17 protein-coding genes are annotated in these 21,260 nt (G+C 35.6%); 5 read left to right on the top strand and 12 right to left on the bottom strand.

The features are described from left to right. Positions 1–89 precede the first annotated feature (89 nt). Together FFM61_RS00790 and FFM61_RS00785 are read left to right on the top strand one after the other, a co-directional pair. A complete protein-coding gene (locus FFM61_RS00790) occupies positions 90–752 on the top strand; it encodes an NAD(P)H-hydrate epimerase (RefSeq protein WP_174855257.1) in 663 nt (220 codons plus the stop codon). Beyond that, the gene (locus FFM61_RS00785; protein WP_074426584.1) at positions 749–2,596 is read left to right on the top strand and encodes an FAD/NAD(P)-binding protein; all 1,848 of its coding nucleotides are present in this window, start codon (positions 749–751) and stop codon (positions 2,594–2,596) included. The genes FFM61_RS00790 and FFM61_RS00785 overlap by 4 nt, the downstream gene beginning before the upstream one ends. Positions 2,597–2,850: 254 nt before the next feature. Here the strand turns inward: FFM61_RS00785 and FFM61_RS00780 are convergent, their stop codons facing one another. Genes FFM61_RS00780 through FFM61_RS00770 form a run of 3 tightly spaced genes read right to left on the bottom strand, consistent with a single transcriptional unit; the run spans position 2,851 to position 6,274 of the window. Continuing rightward, the gene (locus FFM61_RS00780; protein WP_074426585.1) at positions 2,851–3,996 is read right to left on the bottom strand and encodes a mannitol-1-phosphate 5-dehydrogenase; all 1,146 of its coding nucleotides are present in this window, start codon (positions 3,994–3,996) and stop codon (positions 2,851–2,853) included. Next, positions 3,996–4,439: a PTS mannitol transporter subunit IIA gene (locus FFM61_RS00775; protein WP_074426586.1), complete on the bottom strand. Its 444-nt coding sequence runs from the start codon at positions 4,437–4,439 to the stop codon at positions 3,996–3,998. The genes FFM61_RS00780 and FFM61_RS00775 overlap by 1 nt, the downstream gene beginning before the upstream one ends. Before the next feature lie 35 nt (positions 4,440–4,474). Continuing rightward, positions 4,475–6,274 (bottom strand): PTS mannitol transporter subunit IIBC, encoded by a 1,800-nt coding sequence (locus FFM61_RS00770; protein WP_074426587.1) that lies wholly within the window; start codon positions 6,272–6,274, stop codon positions 4,475–4,477. A gap of 361 nt (positions 6,275–6,635) precedes the next feature. Between FFM61_RS00770 and FFM61_RS00765 the strand changes: the two genes are divergently transcribed. Further along, positions 6,636–8,702, top strand: coding sequence for a BglG family transcription antiterminator (locus tag FFM61_RS00765; protein ID WP_074426588.1), 2,067 nt, complete (start codon positions 6,636–6,638; stop codon positions 8,700–8,702). A 90-nt stretch (positions 8,703–8,792) separates the two neighbouring features. Here the strand turns inward: FFM61_RS00765 and FFM61_RS00760 are convergent, their stop codons facing one another. The 5 genes from FFM61_RS00760 to FFM61_RS00740 form a co-directional block, all read right to left on the bottom strand. Continuing rightward, on the bottom strand, positions 8,793–10,265 hold the full coding sequence (locus FFM61_RS00760; RefSeq protein WP_074426589.1) for an MDR family MFS transporter: 1,473 nt from the start codon (positions 10,263–10,265) through the stop codon (positions 8,793–8,795). A gap of 212 nt (positions 10,266–10,477) precedes the next feature. Further along, positions 10,478–11,878, bottom strand: coding sequence for an APC family permease (locus FFM61_RS00755; protein WP_074426590.1), 1,401 nt, complete (start codon positions 11,876–11,878; stop codon positions 10,478–10,480). 368 nt (positions 11,879–12,246) lie between these two features. Further along, complete coding sequence (locus FFM61_RS00750; protein ID WP_074426591.1) at positions 12,247–12,759, bottom strand: GNAT family N-acetyltransferase; 513 nt, start codon at positions 12,757–12,759, stop codon at positions 12,247–12,249. Positions 12,760–12,934: 175 nt separating this feature from the next. After that, on the bottom strand, positions 12,935–13,486 hold the full coding sequence (locus tag FFM61_RS00745) for a 3'-5' exonuclease (RefSeq protein WP_074426592.1): 552 nt from the start codon (positions 13,484–13,486) through the stop codon (positions 12,935–12,937). A 171-nt stretch (positions 13,487–13,657) separates the two neighbouring features. Further along, positions 13,658–14,665 (bottom strand): YeiH family protein, encoded by a 1,008-nt coding sequence (locus FFM61_RS00740; protein WP_074426593.1) that lies wholly within the window; start codon positions 14,663–14,665, stop codon positions 13,658–13,660. Between the two features lie 220 nt (positions 14,666–14,885). Between FFM61_RS00740 and FFM61_RS00735 the strand changes: the two genes are divergently transcribed. Together FFM61_RS00735 and FFM61_RS00730 are read left to right on the top strand one after the other, a co-directional pair. After that, positions 14,886–15,947: a tRNA dihydrouridine synthase gene (locus FFM61_RS00735; RefSeq protein WP_074426594.1), complete on the top strand. Its 1,062-nt coding sequence runs from the start codon at positions 14,886–14,888 to the stop codon at positions 15,945–15,947. A gap of 143 nt (positions 15,948–16,090) precedes the next feature. Continuing rightward, complete coding sequence (locus FFM61_RS00730) at positions 16,091–16,393, top strand: hypothetical protein (protein WP_074426595.1); 303 nt, start codon at positions 16,091–16,093, stop codon at positions 16,391–16,393. 58 nt (positions 16,394–16,451) lie between these two features. Here FFM61_RS00730 and FFM61_RS00725 read toward each other — a convergent pair whose 3' ends face one another. From FFM61_RS00725 to FFM61_RS00710, 4 genes are all read right to left on the bottom strand, one after another. Continuing rightward, positions 16,452–17,822 carry an NAD-dependent succinate-semialdehyde dehydrogenase gene (locus FFM61_RS00725; RefSeq protein ID WP_074426596.1) on the bottom strand — a complete coding sequence of 457 codons (1,371 nt, stop codon included), beginning with the start codon at positions 17,820–17,822 and terminating at the stop codon, positions 16,452–16,454. Positions 17,823–17,947: 125 nt separating this feature from the next. Then, the gene (locus FFM61_RS00720) at positions 17,948–18,892 is read right to left on the bottom strand and encodes a YihY/virulence factor BrkB family protein (RefSeq protein WP_074426597.1); all 945 of its coding nucleotides are present in this window, start codon (positions 18,890–18,892) and stop codon (positions 17,948–17,950) included. Positions 18,893–20,008: 1,116 nt separating this feature from the next. Then, on the bottom strand, positions 20,009–20,758 hold the full coding sequence (locus FFM61_RS00715; RefSeq protein WP_074426600.1) for a LytR/AlgR family response regulator transcription factor: 750 nt from the start codon (positions 20,756–20,758) through the stop codon (positions 20,009–20,011). 281 nt (positions 20,759–21,039) lie between these two features. Beyond that, on the bottom strand, positions 21,040–21,255 hold the full coding sequence (locus FFM61_RS00710; protein ID WP_074426601.1) for a hypothetical protein: 216 nt from the start codon (positions 21,253–21,255) through the stop codon (positions 21,040–21,042). Positions 21,256–21,260: the final 5 nt, after the last annotated feature.

Genomic DNA, 21,260 nt, shown 5'->3' with positions numbered 1-21,260 from the left:
AACATTTTAACAGTCAGTTGCGATATAATAAACAGTGGACGTTATAATTGATTACTAATATAAAATTTACAAGGAGGTTGATTTTCATGATTGATTCAGTCACTGCCCAAGAAATGCAACGGTTTAGCCACTACACCATTGATGAAATTGGTGTCCACCCACTAGTTCTGATGGAACGAGCAGCTATGTCTGTTATTGATGTGCTAGGTGCTGGTGCTTTTGATTTGTCTAATGTACTCGTCATTGCTGGTTTAGGAAATAACGGTGGCGACGGAATCGCAGTCGCCCGTATGTTATCCCAAAAAGGCGTTAATGTTGACCTACTATTGTTAGGAGATGAACATCGTGCCGCACCTAATACTGCCAAACAATTAGAAATTGCTCGTAACTATGGTATTACACCACATAATCGCGTACGTGATTTCCGTCACTACACCGTTATTGTTGACGCCTTATTTGGTGCTGGTTTATCAAAACATGTGCCAATCAAACTTGGTGATATGATTAAGCGTGTTAATTCTGCCAACATCCCCGTTGTCTCAGTTGATATTCCTTCCGGTTTACATGCGACAACTGGTAGTATTTTAGGTTCAGCCATTCGTGCTACTGCAACCGTTACTTTCGCTTATCCTAAAAAAGGCCTATTGCAAAACGAAGGTCTTAAAAGATCTGGGAATATCTACGTCAAAGATATCGGCATTTATTCACCAGATGAATTATCAAATTTTAAGAAAGAGAGCAGCACCCAATGAAAATAGTTTTAGTCGGTGCCGGACCACGTAATTTAACATTATTAGAACGCCTTATGTCTTACGCTAAAGGCATTACGGAACCTGTTGACATTACCTTGTATGATAATTTCCCAATCGGTGGCCGCGTTTGGAATCCGGACCAAGATCCCACTTTTTTGATGAACACAGTTACTCGCCAGTTAACATTATTCCCAGATCCTTCAGTTCCAAACCATGCTGCTACAGCTACTTATGGTCCTAACTTTTATGAGTGGGCTATTACATATGGTAAAGAATATGTCCAACGCCGCCAATTTATTAATAAAGAGCATTTTCTAGATGAAATTTCTCGTATTAATCCTAATCGGTTTACATCACGTGCGCTTTTTGGTGCTTACGGCCAATGGTTTTATGAACGTTTAGGAACACAAGTACCTGGTAATGTTATTTTATCTTATGAGCGTAAACAAGTGATTGATGTTAAACAACAAGAAACGCAATACACTGTTGTTCTAGATGATGATACATCTTTTATTGCTGATAAGGTTATTTTGGCAACTGGTATGACCGATAGTATTTTATCGTCTGAACAACAAGCCTTTTCTGAGGCTGCTACCGCCAATCAAAATATGCTTTATATCCAGCCAACACATCCAGCTGAGGCTAAATTAGATGATATTCCAGCCCGACAAAAAGTTGTCCTACGTGGATTAGGATTAAGCTTTTTTGATTACTTAGCAAAACTGACCATCGGTCGTGGCGGTCGTTTTGCTCGCGATAATAATAGTATTCTATATTATCTACCGTCTGGTAAGGAACCTCATATTATTGCTGGTTCACGCCGTGGTCTACCATTACATGCACGTGGTATCAATCAAAAAGTTAAAGCCGGTTATAAACCAACATTCTTTACAAACAAAAATTTAGATAAGTTAGCTGCAGAAAATAATGGTCAATTATCTTACGATGCTTTTTTCAAATTACTACAAAAAGAATTAGAGTATAAGCATTATCGTAATACCATCAATGACTTCGGTATTACTTGGCCATTTAATGCTGATCACTTCATGGATGCTTTAGCTGAAAGTGATGATTTAAATACAACTGCGCGCCAATTCGGTGTTGCAGAAGAATATATTATGGATTGGCAACGTATTCTTAATCCTGTTGCTGACGTACCTGACGAAGTTGAATATAGCGATTTCATGATGAATTACTTAACATGGGATATCAATGATGCTTATAAAGGAAACGACGACGCACCTTACGCTGGTTCCTTTGATATGTTACGCGATATTCGTTCAATTATTCGTCACTATTTGGATGCTGGCTATCTTAATGCTGATGAATACGAGAAATTTTTGCAACACTTCAATCCATTCAATTCATTAATTTCAGTTGGCCCACCAATTTTACGTATTGAACAAATGCGTGCATTAATCGAAGCAGGCTTATTAACTGTTGCTGGGCCTGGTTTAAAAGTTGATATTCAAGACACACATTACGTTGTCACAGATAGTCGGCATAATCGTTGGACTGTTGATAACTTAGTTGAAGCGCATTTGTCAGCACTTTCATTGACGAACACAAACAACCCGCTATTAGCTAATTTACGTGATCATGGTCTGTTAAGTGAAGCAACGTATACACGCTCAAATGGCACAACTTATTCAGTAGGCGGAACCCGTATGAATAAAGACACATTAGCTGCAATCGATACCCACGATCAAGAAGTTCCTGGCCTATTTATCTGGGGAGTTCCAACGGAGGGATGGTCATGGTTTACAACCTTCTCACCTCGTCCTAATATTTCAGATAAAAACTTAATTGATGCTGAAAATATTGCACATACTATTTTTGATTAATCAAAGCGGACTAAAGTAACGGTCATTTTTTAGTACACATTTAAAGAATCATCAACCCAATTGTTAACAGCATGGACTGATAATTCTTTTTTTGTACAAAAAAACAAGTTGCGACATAAGAAGCTGTCCCAACTTGTTTTATTTAAAATTGTATTAATCATAATCCTGCTATTTTTATCAGCATAAGCGTGTTACACATCGGCTACAAACCGCCTTTTGTCTCGTTCTCTCAAAAGAAATATACCCAGTCAATGTTAAACAAATTCTTGTGTTAACGTACCCGCAATTTCATCAATCAAATTTTTATCCCTAAGTCCCGTTGTTTTAACAACCACTTCAGAAAACTTTTCTTTTAACATTTGGAGTAACTTAACACTTTCATCATCTTCTAAAACGTCAAATTGATAAATCTTACCAACTGTTTCTAATAACTTTTCATATGTCAGACCACGTTCTTTAATTTCACGAATTGGACGAATAAAGCGTTCGTCAAAACCAAGTTTACGAATTGGTGTCCGACCAACACGGGCAATCGTATCAGAAATATAAGTGTTTTCAAAACGTTCAATTATCTTTTGCTGATATGCCTCATGACCCGCACGATCAAAGCCCCACTTTGCAATCAAAAGATCTCCTGTTTCTGACAAAACACCTTTCAATTGTTCCAAAACACGTTCATCTTTGATGGCATCCCCAATTGTTTCATATCCCAAGGCCTTACCGGTATAGGCAACGGTAGCATGTCCAGTATTCACAGAAAACAGCTTACGTTCAATAAAAGGTTCCAAGTCTTGTGCGTACTCAACACCGGCCAGCTTTAATTCAGGCCGGGCCATTTGTGACTCATCAATAACCCATTCCTTAAATGGCTCAACAGAAACCATTAACGGATCATCATGTTTTTGTAATGGCACAATACGATCAACCGCAGCATTAGGGAAACCGATATATTCATCAACGAATGCCTTATTCTCATCATCCAAAGTCTTATAAACTTCAGTTTTAAGATGATCTGATCCCCCAATCATGTTCTCACATGCAATAACATCTAGTTTTTGTGTGTTATTTTGTTGCTTACGTGCAACCAATCCATCAGCAATTAAAGGAGCAATAAATTTTAAAATTTTAGGACCAATAGCAGTTGTCACAATGTCAGCTTCTGCAATGGCTGTCACAACCTTCTCTGGTTCTTTACCATTATTAATACCATCTACATTTTTAACCCGAATTTTCTCTTGTCCTGTAGCTGCTAATTCAATTTCATACTCGTGACGTTCTTGTAATGCTGAAATAATTGTATCGTTAACATCTACAAAATCAATTGAAAAATCGTTTGATGCTAATGTTTCACCAATAAATCCTCGTCCAATATTACCTGCTCCAAAATGTACTGCTTTCATTAGTTTTCAACCTCTTTCAATAATGTGATAATTTCTTGGGATGATTGGGCATCTGCCAACTTTGCAACATTGTTGATATTGCTGCACAACAACGCAATTTTTGAGAGAATGTCCAAATGCTCGTTATTTTTACCAGCAATACCAAAAACAACAGTCACTTTGTTATTAGTTTCGCTATTTTCACTAAAATTAATACCAGTCGGAATTTGAACAACTGAGATACCTGTCTTTTTAATATATTGCTTACCAGCATCTGTCCCGTGAGGAATTGCAATAAAGTTACCCATATAAGTTGAAACATCGTTATTGCGATCAATCATTGCATCAACATACTCTGGTGTAACACATCCTGCATCGACTAAAATTTGCCCTGCCAACTTAATAGCATCATCTTCATTTACAAAATTCTGATTTATCTTAATCATGTCTGCTTGTAGTTCCATGACCGTTTATTCCTCTCATTTACTCGTTATATTTTTTATTGCACGTTTTTTGAAATTTCATTTAACTTATTATCAACAAGATTTTCAATTGCAATTAATTGGGCATGTTGATATTTATTAGTTAGCGTTTCAATAATTTTCGGTGTTGAAACAATCAAGTTACCATCTTTATCTTGCAAATCACGAATAGCAACTCGCTTAACACGTGTTTGCTTATTGGCATGATTGATTTTTTCACTTAAAATATCCGTGGTCATAGTAGCTGACCCAGCATTTGACTTATCATAAGCTACCTGAATTTCAGCAACATTTATAAAATCATTAACAACTGGTTCTTTTGCTTCAACTACTGCCGATTGCTTATCTACGGCACCACTCCCACCTAATTGTGCATCCTTTAAGTTTTCAACGATTTCATCATAACGCGGACTATTCATAAAGTTTTGTACGGCTACACTCAATGCATGCGGTGCCTTTTGTTGTGCACGTTCTTGTAATTCTTCTTGCGTCACCACTAACAAACCATTTTCATTTTTCAAATTACGGACAGCTACGTTAGTAACGGGAATATCTTGCAACCCCGCTTTTTTAAATCTATCTCGTAACAGAGAAGCTCCCATCGCCGAAGAACCCATACCAGCATCACAGGCAAAGATAACCTTTTGCACACTTGCATAATCCATTGCTTGGCTTCCATTAGTAACTAACGTCTTCCCCTTAGATGCTGACTTCATATTAGACACTTGTGCCTGTTTATTAGCAAAGTCATCATCTTCAGGATTTGATTTATCACGTTTCAAAATAATTGTTGCAATCACAAACGATACAATCGCGGCTGACAAAATTCCTGCAAGGACAGCAATGTATGAGTCTTTTGGTGTCATCAATAAAATCGAAATAATAGAACCAGGTGAAGCGGCAGCTTTTAAACCAGCACCTAACATTTGGAAAGTGAATGTACCAGTAATTCCACCACCAATAACTGCTAAGAATAATGATGGCTTCATCATAATGTATGGAAAGTAAATTTCATGAATACCACCAAAAAATTGAATAATGGCTGCACCAGGTGCTGAAGACTTGGCACTACCTTTACCAAACAAAGAAAAAGCAAGCAGAACACCAATACCAGGACCCGGATTAGACTCCAATAAGAAAAGAACTGACTTTCCTGCATCTGTCACTTGTTGAATTCCTAACGGTACTAAAATACCGTTTCCAAGTGCATTATTTAAGAACAGTACCTTAGCAGGTTCGATAAATATGTTGGCTAATGGTAGTGCATGAACGGAAATAATCCAGTCGACTCCGATTGCCATAACATTGCTACCGGCAACAACTAATGGGCCAACCACTATTTCTGCTAAAATTGCCAACAACATACCAATAATACCGGCAGAAAAGTTGTTATAGATCATTTCAAATCCAGACTTAATTTTTGCCTGGAATAAACTATCAACCTTCTTCATACACCAACCACCAAGTGGTCCCATAATCATCGCACCAATGAACATTGGCACATCCGATCCAACAATAGCACCCAGCGTGGCGATGGCACCAACGATGGCACCACGGTCTTCATAGACCATTTTCCCACCAGTGTAACCAATCAATAATGGCAATAAGTAAGTAAGTGCCGGACTACTCATTTTATTAATCGCTGCATCAGGGAACCAGCCCCCTGGTGATAGAAAAATTGCAGTAATCAAACCCCAAGCAATGATAGCTGCGATATTTGGCATAATCATTCCTGATAGGAACGTACCGAATTTTTGCACTTTAGCTTTTAAACTTGTCTTGGGCTTTTCTGACAAGTTCTTAGTATCTTGTGACATTATGTCTTCCTCTTTCTAAAAAAGTTAGCAATTTCTTCAAACATTTATGCTAACTACATCATAAAAGTTAATGTATGCGCTTTCAATAAAATCTAGTGACAAACCTGGCACACGTATCAGTGCCAAAAATTATTAAATGAGAACCCTTACATTAACTATTGCGAGTTTCTTTAACTTTCATTATGATTAATGTGTGTGTCGCCTATTTGTTTAATCATTTTCACTCATAAAAAATTATCTTAGCTGTCCACTCACTTTTTAAAAAGGACCCCTACCATTTTTAATTGACTATCAATTATGAAAACTCCCTTAATCCTCATACATTCATCATCTGTTTTCTCAATTTAAAGAGGTAAAAATAATGATTTTATTTTCCGTACGACAAAAACAAATTCTGTTGCTATTACTAAATGAGACAGCTGGTATCTCATTAAAAGAAATGGGAAAACAATTACACGTGAGTCGCAGAACACTTTATCGTGAATTTTCAAACATTCGTTTGTTCTTGGAACAAAATAATCTGATACTGACTAGCTATAATGGTCGTTATCTTTTAGAAGGTAGCGATGACAATAAAAACACTTTAAAAGATTCGCTAATTGATCAACATTCAGTATATGAAATGCCCACTGCTCAACGGCAAAATGCTGTTGCAGCATATTTATTACTAAACAATGAAACAACCAAAATATTAAGCATTGCCTCTGAGCTTAATGTCAGTGAAGGCACTATCCAGCATGATTTACTTACTTTAGCTGACTCATTATCTGAATATCATTTAGTCATTGAAAAAAAGAAGGGTGTTGGCGTTCAAATCGTTGGTGACGAAATTAAACGGCGCCAAGTTTTATGTGGTATTTTATTAACTGAACTCAATGGGTACTCTTTTTTGCGCTATTTAAATAACCCTGATTTGACGACAAAAAATTATTTTATGACTTTGTTGCCGTACGATTTGCTTTTTGAATGTAATTGCCATTTAGCAAATCATGTTTTTCCACAAATCAATTTTTATTCAGATAGACAACGCATTAGCACGCTTTTGATGTTTGCGATTACGATTTTTCGTTTCACATATCATAACGAAATTAACCAATTGCCCAAGCTTGGTAAGAATTTAGAGTATTTAGGCATGACTTATAAATTCTTTGCTAACTTTCATTGGCATCCCGTTGATGACGCACCACAAGTAACGCAAAAAGAAGCCATTTTTTTGGCACAGCAACTGCAAAATGCACATTTAAACACGCATTCATTAGCATTTGATACCGATAATTTTTCCGTTATGATTCAGGTAAGAGAATTAGTTGAATTAGTTTCGCTTTCTTATGGTTGGGATTTCCGTCGAAACCCCTATTTCTTTAAACGTTTATCGAAACATATCGAAAATATGATTAGACATGAGCAAGATTTATTACCTAATGTGCAAATTGAAACTTTACAACAAATTAGTAATAAATACTCACGCCTATTTAAAATCATTCAAGAAAAATGGTTAGAAATTTTTCCTGATAAAGAATTAACGACACCTGAGTCACAATTACTGCTATTATATTTTGCAAATGAATATACCAATCGTGGTTATCAACGTCAGTTACGTGCATTAATTGTCTGTGAAAATGGCTTTTCAACATCTCAAATTTTAAAAAGTCGTTTAATGCGCGAAATACCACAAATTCAAAAAATAGATACGACAAAAGTTAGTGATTTATATAAATTGGAACAACGTAATTACGACATTATTCTTTCAACCATCGATTTACCAGAATTTCCAAGAGATTATCAAGTCGTAAGTCTACTTCTGTTGGAAAATGATGTGACTAAGATTCGTAATTGGTTGCAAACCTATTTAAAAAAGTATTCAGTAATTCAAGAAGAACCGCTGCCAATAGAAAGCAAATTCTCAGTTTCACCAGCCGTATTACGTGAAAAAGAAAATGAAATCCATCTGTATAATCAGATTGTGGAAATTTTTAATGTTACTGAAGTTGAGAATAATTTGCACGATTCATTAGCAGAAATCACCCATAAAATTATTACCAATGTCCCGCAAGATTTTATTATTGATGACCAAGATGTTATCAATCATTTACTGGAAAGAGTTCAACTAGCACCGATTGGTATTCCCGATACCAATTTAGCAATTTTACATACTAGTACAGTCGGTGTTAAAAAGCCTTATTGCGCCATATTCGAATTAAGTCAAGCGTTTACCATGATGGCGATGGATCAAGAAGAAATTCCTGTAAAGCGCATGATTGTCATGTTAGCACCTCAACATATAGATAAGTTAACTGGTGATACACTTGGTATGATTAGCAGTTTAATCATTATGAACGATGAACATACAGAACTTTTTGAACATGGTAATACCAATAAATTACGTTCATTTTTAACTGAAAAATTTTTAGCCACAATTAAGAAATAAAATATTTTTTTCGTGAATCAAAACAGAAAAGCCGAAGACAACTTTTATAAAAAGTTATCTTCGGCTTTTTTTGCATAAACTATTATATTATTATTGCACGACACCTTGATCTTGATGTTTCAAGTTATAAATAAACGCTAATGCCATACATACAACTGCGATAATAAAGATATTCTGTAACCCAGAATGGTAAATATTATGCATCACTGGTACCAATTTATTAGGTAATTCATCAACCGTGTGTGGATTAATCATTTTATTGAACATATCAACATTCAAATGTGCTTCTGGATGTTGTGATATACCATGTAACAATGATTGATTCATAACAATACCAAAAATTGAAATAAAGATACTTTGTGAGAGACTACGAATCAATGTATTAAATGATGTTGCCATCCCAATATGTTCTGGTGCAACAACACTCTGTGAAATGATTGTTGATCCGGTAACTGTAATACCAAAGCCTAATCCCAAGAAAATTCCTATGAATAAGAAGACATAAAATGATACATTCGCTGGTAACAATGCAACAACTGTGCCACCAACAACTAACAATCCCATACTAATCATCAAGATTTTTTGTGGTTTTAACCTTGATAGCATCTTACCAGCAAAAAATGAACCTATAATCCAAAAGAATGAGCTGGGCGTTGTCGCAAATCCGGCTAATGTAGCTGGCAATCCCAATATTCCTTGCGTCCATGACGGAATGTAAACATCAAATGCAATCAAAAATACTGACATCATCCCCACGGCAAAGTTTTGAATCGCAAATGTCGGGTTTTTAAATAGATCAAGTAAAATAATTGGGTCAGCTGCTCGCTTTTCTTGTCTAATAAATAAAATCAAACCAATCATAGCTACTGCAAAAACAACTACGGTAGCCATCCAGTTTATGGTTGTCTTATTAATCAATTCAACCCCATATAATAAGCCTGATATTGAGACTGATAACCAAACAATTCCCCAAATATCTAAGCGACTGTGTCCAGCACGTGCATTTTCTTTTAGGAACACAACAATTAATATCATTGACAACACACCAAACGGCAAATTAATAAAGAATATCCAGCGCCAGCTAAAGTTATCAACAATTAGGCCACCTAACAAAGGTGCTGCGACTGATGCAATACCCCAGGCAGAGTTATTAATCCCCATAATTTGGGCACGTTTTTCTGGTGGATAAATATCCGCAATAATTGTATTTGAGATTGGTAATACTGCTCCTGCACCAATTCCTTGGATTGCACGCCAAAAAATCAACTGGGGCATGCTTGCTGACAACCCACTTAATACTGATCCCGCTAAGAATATGATTAATCCGCTAATAAAAATAGGTTTACGACCAATATTATCAGCTAATTTACCATAAATGGGGGTTGTCAAAGTGCTCGTCATTAAGAAGATTGAAAATACCCAATTCATAAGTGAAATTCCCTGCAATTCACCAACAATCGTTGGCATTGCTGTCGAAACGATGGTTCCTTCTATTGCACTTAAAAAAGTAGCAATAAATAACGCAAACGTTACCATTCCTTTATTCGTTTTTTCTTTTTCCAAAACGCCTACTCCTATTTTATAAATTCCATTAACAATCAATAGTAGCACAACGACAACATTATCGACAAGTTAGGTTATGATTAACAATCATATACAAAAAATTAGGAGCTAATAGAAGAATTTGCATCCTTTCTTCCAATTAGCTCCTAACGTAATTTAATTATCAACGACATTTTAAAATTTAAAAGCATGAATCAAAAAATTCACGTTATCTATTTATTCATTCGTGAATGACGAATACCATATGTCATATACAAAATAAGACCTATAATAAACCAAATCCCTGCTGCAATTAAAGTTTCAACATGTAATTGTGTAATCAAAAATCCTGATAACAAAGCAGAGACAATGGGCATAATGGGATATCCCGGCATTTTGTATCCGTCATGGTTAACATCTTGTCGATGACGTAATGGCAAAATTCCAATAGACACAACCACGAATGCCAGTAATGTCCCAACATTAACTAAGTCCACAAGCTTATCCAATGGTACTAAACCACTAAAGATTGCAATCACAATAGTTGCGACAGTTAACGCACGATTGGGATTACCTTGCTTGTTCACCTTACCAACACCACCAGGTAATAAGCCATCACGACCAACCGCATAAATCAAACGCGATGCTGCGTAAGTCATCGTGTACATCATCGTTGCCATTCCAATTAGTGCTCCAATTGTGATAATTAATGATGCCCAATTTTGACCAACTTGTTGCAAGGCAAAAGCGGCCGGATCAGCAACATTCAACTTTGAGTAATGAACCATCCCCGTTAGAACTAATCCCATGACCCCATATAATACAGCTGCAACAATCAGAGTACCGATAATTCCGATTGGCATATTACGCTTAGGATTTTTTACTTCGGCTGCTGATGCTGATAACGCATCAAAACCTAAGAAAGCAAAGAAAACCATTGAAGTACCCGTAATAATTCCCTGCCAACCAAATGCACCATTAATTCGATCTGGAATAAGAGGATGATAATTACTACTCTTAATAAAGAAAATACCGATAATGATAAATGCTAAGATAATAACCAACTTTAATACAACCAATGCATTTTCAACACGTTTTGATTGCCGTAAACCACTGCGTAGTAACAAACCAATTAATAATACAATGACCACAGCAACGATATTCACATACGTCCCATTAGCTGGATCGTAGGCTCCTGATAACGCCGTTGGAATTTTAACTAGTGGCGATATTAAGTTTGCAAAATATGCTGACCAACCAGTGGAAACAGCTGACACACTTAGCATGTATTCCAAAATTAAAGCCCAACCTAAAACCCAACCGATGACTTCACCGAAAATTACATTTCCGTATGAATATGCTGATCCAGCAACTGGCATTGCCGTAGACATTTCAGAATAGGCCATAGCAACTAAACTAGATACCAGTGCTGCTAAAATAAAACTAAAAATAATTGCTGGCCCAGTTGTTGTTGCCGCAACAGTTCCAGGCAAAACGAAAATTCCTGATCCGATAACTGCACCAATACCTAATGCCATTAAATCTTTTGCATTTAATGTCTTTTCAAAATTACCGTCGCTACTCATATAAGTGTTTAACGATTCTTTTTGAAACATTCTTTGCCACATTCCCATACGCACACTCCTTTTGTGTCGATCACGTTAACGTCAATTTGTCCTTAAACTAAATAATAGCTGAAAATAATAAAAAACACGTATTGGATAACAAAATTGTATCCAATACGTGTACATGCAGATAATGCATATCAAGTTAATCTTGATTTCACACACATTTGGATACCTTTACCGTCATCCAAATGTTCAACGTAAATAACTTTACGCATAATTCGGATGACTAACCGAAATACGTAAAGTGACTAAACGCTTGTGTTACTGACAAATGATTTTGCATAATCTACACTTCCTTTTTTAGTTTACCTTGTTGATGTTAATCCCATTTTGTAACATTGTCAATCATTTTATGAAAGAAATCTCATGAAAAACTAATCTACTAATAATTGATAACCTAGTCGATCACCATGTTCAAATGGCACCATACCTCTATATGTAAATGCTGTTTTTTTAATCACATTTTGCATGATAATATTTTCTGGGAATGTATCAATTCGAATGTCGCGGTAACCACGTGCACGTGCTAAATTAACTAAATCACGCGTCAAAGTTTTTCCCACACCTTTGCCACGAATATTTGAATTAATTGTGACACGGTGAATAGCCACATACTCAGGCTCTTCGCCAACCCATTCACCTTGCAAAATTTCATATTCATCTTCGGGACCTGGAACTAGTGATCCATATCCTGCAACTTGACCATCATAAATTAAAACAATGCCCCAGCCATGTTCAATATCACTTTTAAATAAATCTTCGTTTGGTGCACCCTCACCTTGCCATTGTGATGCACCTTGCTCTCCCAAGTATGCAACGCCATCTTGGAATGCAGCCCAAATTTCTGGAAAATCCTTCATTTGAGCTGGTCTAGTGTACATTAACATAATCGTATCCTCCGCGTTGTCATTATTATTGCATAATAATGGTACGTTTCTTATTTAATACCTACTAATTTATTAAATAGCAGAACATTATATTAACAAATCTAGACAAAAAACCCAATAGTTTTTAAATAAGAATTCATCTCATTTTTTATGAGTGAATAATTAATTTAAATGATTAACGCCACGATTTTTTCATTGCTAAAAAAATGGCCAACGTCTCTTTAGAATCAGGCAACGCGCGGTGTTTTTGTTCACCTGCATCAACCTGGTATAACTCTGCCAAATCTTTTAATGAAATATCTTGTGGATTGCCCGTAATAGCACCATGAATTTGCTGCGTATCGTACAACTTACCACGGGTATCCCACCTACCTAAGTTATTATGTTGCAGTCCTTCTTTGATTAATTGCACATCACCATCAACAATGGCATGACCGACAACGGCATAATCACCGACAAATCGCATAAATCTGCTCAATGCCCGTTCCTCTGAAATACCATGATGAATCATATCTAGCGTTATCCAACCATCCTTACTTCCCATAGCTTTTGTAATATACTTAAATGATTTCATTGCGCTACCAATCGGTGGATTATTGACAATTACGGAAAACTTCTCAATATTTTTAGTTCCTGTAATTTTAAGTGCACCAATTTCAATAATTTGATTACTACCATTCATTTCCAAGTCAAACACAACGTAATTTTCTAAATCTGTAAATAGCACGTTTTGACTCCTTCCCCAATCAGTATCATTAGTGTTCCCTATTCCTGCTATATAAACACCACTATTTTCTTATTGTAACAATAAATTAATCGATACGATAACCTATCCCTGATTTTCAGCATAAAAAAAGATTACCAAAGTTAAACTTTGATAATCTGCTAACTTAACGATTTAGCCCATTAAAACATAAATTAGTGCGATTGCAATTGCAACTTGGAAAATAATTGTTACCAATCCATAGCCCAAGAACTTAGCACCTGATGACTTGATGGTTGACCATTTTAGGTTCAAGCCGATTCCAGCCAAGTTAACAACACCAAAGAAGCTCGTGACTTGTTCTGCTGAATTAGTTAAAACATGTGGTAATGTTACAAATGAATTGATTAACATAAAAATGATAAATACAGTTACAAACCAAGGAATATTAATTTTAGTTTTCTTTGATGATTTTGCTGATGTTGTTGCTGCTAGATTTGAAAGCTTTGATGCATGATTTGCCATGAAAATAACAACAACTGACAACATAATCACACGTAGCATTTTAAAGATTGGTGCATAAGTCACAACACTGCCACCAACCAAAGATGCAGTTCCAGCAACTTGACCAACAGATTGTACTATTCCACCAATCAGAGCACTAACCATCATATTATTTGGCAAGATAGCTGGTCCAATTACTGGCAAAACAAATAACAAAATGACTCCTGCTAGCGAAACAGTCGCAACACTCGTCCGTCGTTGATCATCGGTCGCACCAACAGCGGGTGCAACTGACGCAATCGCACTAGATCCGCAGACAGCGTTTCCAGCACCCATCATCATTGCTGATTGTGGTGACACCTTAAAGACACGACCACCAATCCACATGACAAATAGAATCGTTAATGCCATTTGTAGCAAAATAAAAATAACGCCACTCCATCCAAGCGATTCCATATTTTGCAAAGTAACATTTAACCCTAATAACGCAATTCCAATCTCAATTGGATACTTTTCTGCCCATTTAACACCAGCACCCCAGCGTTGATTAGCAAATACAGTATTTCCTAAAACAATTCCTGCTAGCATCGCCAACGCTTCCGCACCCAATGTTGGTAAAAATGGTGATAGCAGTTTTGCAACTAAAGCTAGTGCTAAGGTTAACACAATTCCTGCTACCATATTTTTCTTGATTCTCATAACAAACTCCTTAAATATACATTCACAAATACATATTATACACCTTAATCTTTAAGGCCACGCTAAGAAAGGTTTCATACACATGCCAAAATTAATAATTATGTACTTTTTACAAGTTAATATCTTGAAAATTCTATGAAATATCGCTAATATGGATAGGGTTTTAAAAAATAATTTTGTACATGAAAAAATACATATTTATCAATGAAAGGAACTTGAAATGGTCCAAGTAAAATCGCCTTATTGGCAAAACGTCGTCGATGATGCTCAAAAGCATCCGGCTGTCCCCGGTCTTAAAAAAATACCATTCTTTACCATGGCGCCAATGGAAGCTGTTACTGATTCAGTTTTTCGTCGTGTTGTTGCCAAAGCTGGTGGTCCCGATGTTTACTTTACAGAATTTACAAATGCTCGTAGTATTACACATCCAAAAGCTAAGTTCACGGTTCAAGGACGCCTATCTGTCGCAGAATCCGAAAAAATGCCTGTTGCACAGCTATGGGGTAACCGTCCCGAAGACTTTGAAGCAGCTGGTTACGATTTAAAAGAACGTGGTTATGAAGCCTTTGACTTAAATATGGGGTGCCCTGCTGCAACTGTTGTTAAAAATGGTGGCGGTTCTGATTTAATTCGCCATTTTGAAGATGCCAAAAACATTATTGCAGCGTCTAAGGCGGCCGGTTTAACTGTTTCTGTTAAAACACGTCTGGGCTTTAATCAAATCGATACTTTTGATGAATGGATTCCATTCCTTCTAAAACAAGATATTCCATTGCTCACGGTCCACATGCGAACACGTAAGGAAATGTCAAAAGTCCCTGCGCACTATGAATATATTGATCGTTTACTTCAATTACGTGATGAAATTGCCCCTAATACTTTGATTCAAATTAATGGTGACATTAAAGATCGTGAGGCCGGTCTTGAATTAGTTCGTCAACACCCTGGTATTGATGGTATTATGATTGGCCGTGGTATCTTTGAAAACCCATTTGCCTTTGAAATTACGCCTCGAGAGCACACTTTGGATGAAACACTCACCTTATTACGTATGCAATTAGATCTATATGATCAATTTACGGCTGAATTTGGACCAATGCACTTCCAAAAGTTAAAGCGTTTCTTCAAAATTTATGTGCGTCACTTCTCATACGCATCTGATTTACGTGTTGCATTGATGGATACAACCAATACAACCCAAGTTCGTGAATTACTCGATCAATTTGATGAACAATGGGCTGCACAAAAGGCATCTGATACAATTGCGATTACAGCAAAATAGTTAAAAATATTTACGGTCCGTTAATCTACCATTCAAAATGGTGAGATTGACGGACCTTTTTTAACGTTCAATATAATTGAACCCTCGAACATATATGACATGCTATAATTTCAACGTAATTAATTCAGAAAGGTAAAATACTCATGAGTAGTAAAAAATCTCTTAGTGAATTACTCACTTTAATCGATAAAAGTACCCACGCATCAGAAACAAAATCCAATCCAGAATTAAATACCATTTTCCTAAAGTTTAATGCAAAAAAAGAGCATAATCTCAATAAAGCTTTGCTTGATCTAAAAGCAGACATTAATTTATATCAATTAGAACATAATTATCAAACACCTAGCTTTCTTACTAGAATCGTATTGGACATTTCCGAAGTTAACAACGTTAATGAGGGAGTTGGTCTTAGTGCTTTCTTTTCTAATTTATGGTTTGGTAACTAATTATTTTCAAACAAAAAACATGTTCCAAACTTTATTGGAGCATGTTCTTTCGTATATTTTACTTAGTTGGTTCAAAAATTAAATGCTCATTAACAAATGCATTCAATCCTAATTCACTTAACTCACGGCCATAACCTGAGTTCTTAACACCACCGAATGGTAATTCAGGCAATGATGCCCAACCTGAATTAATAAATGACATTCCAGTTTCAATTTGAGCTGCTACGCGTTGTGCATGGTCAATATCACTTGAGAAGATTGTGTTACCAAGACCATAACTTGAATCATTAGCCAAGGCAATTGCTTCCTCTTCTGAGTTTACCTTGTATACTGAAGCAACAGGTCCAAACATCTCTTGGTTATAAATGGGATTATCCTTGGTAATGTCTGTCAAAATTGTTGGTTCAAAGAAGAATCCATCCCCGCCAACAGGATCTTGACGATAAACTAAGGTTGCCCCACCATCAATCGCCGTTTGCACTTGCTTCTGCAACTTTTCTTGAGCGCTCTTTGATGATAATGGTGCCACATCAGTAGCAGGGTCCATTGGATCACCAACTTTAGCCTTTGAAAAACCATCCTTTAACACATCAATAAACTCATCATACTTATCTGCCATCACAATAAAACGTTTTGATGACGTGCAGACCTGCCCAGCATTATATAGACGCGCACCTGGTGCAACTGCCTTAACTTCATCCCAATCAGCATCGTCTAAAATAATAAAGGCATCATTACCACCAAGCTCCAGTGTTGACTTCTTTAATGCATCACCCGCTTCTTTAGTAACAGCTGCACCACCTCGTTCAGAACCAGTTAAGCAAACACCAGCTACACGTGGATCATGAATAGCCTTAGCAACCAAGTCATAATCAATAAACAAGTTATTGAGTGCTCCCTCGGGTGCACCAACTTCCAAAACAATATCTGCAAACAATTGGGCCGACTTTGGACAAATTGAAGCATGCTTTAAAATAATTGGATTTCCAACAATAAAGTTTGGTGCAAATACACGAACAACTTGGTATAGTGGGAAATTCCATGGTTCGACAGCAACAATAATCCCAGTTGACTGCTTAATATAATGCGCATTACCTGCAGATGTTTCTAATGGCGTGTCAGCCATGAATTCCTCACCTTTTTCTGCGTAATACGAAACAATACTAGCACATAAATCAACTTCACCTTCAGCTTCAGTCAACAACTTTCCCATATCATAAGTCATTGCTTGTACTAATTCTTCCTTATGCGAAATAATAGCATCAGCAATTTTGGCTAATACATCGGCACGTTCCCGAACCGATGTACCACGCCATGTCTTATATAGTGCATGACCTGTTGCCAATGCTTGTTCTAAATCTGCTGCAGTTGCATCATCATACGTCTGCAAAACTTCCCCAGTATATGGATATGTGGTTTTGTATGTCATAATATCCCCCTTAATGAAAACGACAACAATTCTACGCCACTATTATAACGCTATTTTTCAAAAAAAGCGTCTAAAACATTTCACAATCTATTAATTTCAACGTTATTAAAATCACAATCAATGCCTTAACGACGGGATTTCTTACGTTCACCCTTCTTTGTGATATTTTGCGTTGTGGCGGTCTTGCGATGCTTAGTAGCAGGTCGTTTAGCTGCTGCAGGTACTGGATCTACCGGGTTTAAACTAGTTGCAAAAATTCCTTCCAACCAAGCAATAATAATCTGTCCAATTACCATAATAGTCCCGACTAAATTCAAATAGACAATTAGCACAAGCAACGATCCCAAAGACTGATAAAAGCCAACATTTTTAACGGTAAATTGAGCATACCAACCAAATGAATAATTTAAAACGATCATCAAGACAACTTCTATACCCGAACCAATAATCAATGGCTTTAATGCGAGACGTTTGGCAGGCATTGCAACATTAAACAAACATATAATGAGCCAAAGTCCAACTAATGTAATAAGCCAACGTTGTTTAGTAATAATTTCTAACCATTCAATTTCTGGAATAGCAGCAATAATTGCAGGCAGAATTGCACTAACTACCATCACTAAACCAACGGAAAGTAGTATAGCTGCTAACCATAGAAAGCTAAAAACACGAGTTAATAATCCACTAACTCGTTCAGGAACATCATAAATAGCATTGAATGATTTACGAATAATTGCTAAAACAGAACTAGCTGCCCACACGGTTGTCACAATTGAAAATGACAAAATTCCAACGCCACCTTTTAAAACTGACTGAATAATCGGTTCTAAAACATTCATAATATTTGCAGGTAACTGTTGTGATAGTAAGGAAATTAAATCATGCGAATCTAAACCAACTAAACTCGCAACTGCCCCTACACTCATTAAGATTGGAACCAATGATAAAAGTGCATAATAAGTAATGGTTGGTCCCACCATCTTTAAATTGCCTCTTTTAACATATAGTTGTAACTGCATCAACTGAAATTTCTTGGTTAGGCGGTGTACATCAACAAGTATTTGTCGCATGCGTACTCATCTCCTTCATTAAATATATATTTCAGTATCGCAATGTTTACTAAAGATAGCAAATATTATTCCGTTAATAACAAGTGATTATCTTTGTTTTGATATTAATTATGAATTCAAGTACAAGACAAGCAAAATAAAAGCGCGAAAGTAAAATTTCACGCTAAAAATTATAAAGCCATCCAAAATATTTTATGATATTAGTATCGTTGATAAAACCTATTAGCAATAAATATAAACAAAAATGAAACAACATACGTCACAAAAAAATCAGATATAAACATCAGAATAATACCTATTAACGTTGGTGTACTAACGCTCACAGCTAAATTTTGTGTACTACTATATTGTGCTAATGCATTTATTTGTGGTTGCAGATAGAGAGTGAGCAGATCAGCAAATAGAGAAAATAGTAAACTAACAGCAACAACAGGTACTATACTATTAGTCCTATTCTATCTCCCAAAATAAATGCTAATCCTATTCCCAACAAAACTATTGGTCCATAACTTTGGATAATTAAAAATTTAAAAATATTATCTGACATATAAATTAAAGGAGATAGTATTGCTAAAAATGCAATTATCATTAGTGCGTATCCAATGTTTTTGATCATTATTTTTTCCTGAAATTAAAACATTTCATCAATCGTTAATACTTGATATTGATTTTCCATTCTATCTCCTAACTTTCTATCACTATTTAATACGACAATTACAATCTCTAACAATACATAGTAATAAAAACAAATGTTAACTGCCAAAGTTTAAAATGTTTCAATCACTATCTACCCAAGACTATTATTTATTTCCCAATACATCCTAACTTCCATATAAATAATAATAGTCAAAGCACCGTACGTACGAATACTTTCTTCCAACAAAAATTGATCTGTTTTAATTAAATCAGGAATCTGACAACTAACAATAAATAACAACAAGTGTAATGGTATTAATCGACTATATTTATTTGAAAATATCATTTTACTTTTTCATATATCATGACAATACCGATATACTACATTCCCTCCTTCCACACTCTTAATCATAAATTTAATTTACAAATTCAGATAAAAAAGAATTTAACGTTAATTTTTCACTAATATTCGTTACTAATTTATAGTTTCTCTTGTCGCCAGATTTCTTTAAAGCGTTGTTTTTTTCGTACCGATATTGGGCAAAATAATTCTTCATGACTACGAAAGTAAATACGATTAGCTTGGACATCAACATAATTAACGGCAGATAAATTAACGATAAAACCTTTATGAGAGCGAAATAATGTTGGATGCCTTTTTTCAATATTGGATAAGGAATCATTTAATTCAATCGCTGCGTTTTTTGTATACAAAATAACGCGGTTAACATAATTTGGTTTAGAGGCGATATACAATATTTCAGACATCGGCACATCATAATAGCAATTCTGTAATTTGTACACGAATTTCTCTGGATTATTGTACATATGATCGACGGTTCGTTTTAAAGCGATATTAATATCTTTACGGATTGCTTCTTCAACCAAATCATCATTTGTTAAATCAAAAATATAATCTAACGGTGCTAATCGATGTTTCAATATTGATGATAACTGCCCTTCACACGCTGCAATAAATACTAAATTAGCCGCCGGTAATTTTTTCCTGATATATTTTCCTAATCTAACGCCTTCATCATTCGCAACATATAAAAAAAACAACAAATTTTGATGCGAACTCGTTTGAATCAAATTCTTTATTCGTTCAGCATCAGGTGTCGCAATTTTAATGGTTACTGCTAATTCCTCAAATTTCGTATATCGCTTAATAAAATTAGATATCCAAGTTAGTTGTTGCTGCCCATCTTCTAATATTATTATCTCTAACACCAATTTCCCTCCATCATTGACGTTGCCTATTACATTAACCATTGATATTTGGCAATCAGTTATATAAAAAGACACATCTTAAATCAAAAAGTCCAATAAAAATCATCCTAATATTTCAATTTAGCTAAAACCCTAACGTCTTACGTATATCAATTAATCTTAAATTGATTCATTCACTTATAAACAAAAAATATTAAACGTTAAGTTTCTATTATTGAGCGTAAAAAAACAGACCACTTTGTTAAAAAGTAGCCTGTTAATTGAATGTTTCACGTGAAACATTATTTTTTTGTTTGTTGCTTGTTATCTTTCACATAATTCCAAAAACTACCAATGGCTGATACTAAATCAAATCCTGGTAAAATGATAATATATACCCATAATGAAAATGAATCACTGGGTTTAAAAATCAAATACCACAAAATATCAATCATTAATTGCATAAATAACTGTTGCGGTGTTGCTCGAAAAAATGTTTTACCAAAAGCACCTAGCATTCTTT

The sequence above is a fragment of the Weissella hellenica genome, from assembly GCF_005405545.1.
Taxonomy (GTDB): domain Bacteria; phylum Bacillota; class Bacilli; order Lactobacillales; family Lactobacillaceae; genus Weissella; species Weissella hellenica.
This window is presented reverse-complemented; position numbering and strand designations above follow the sequence as displayed.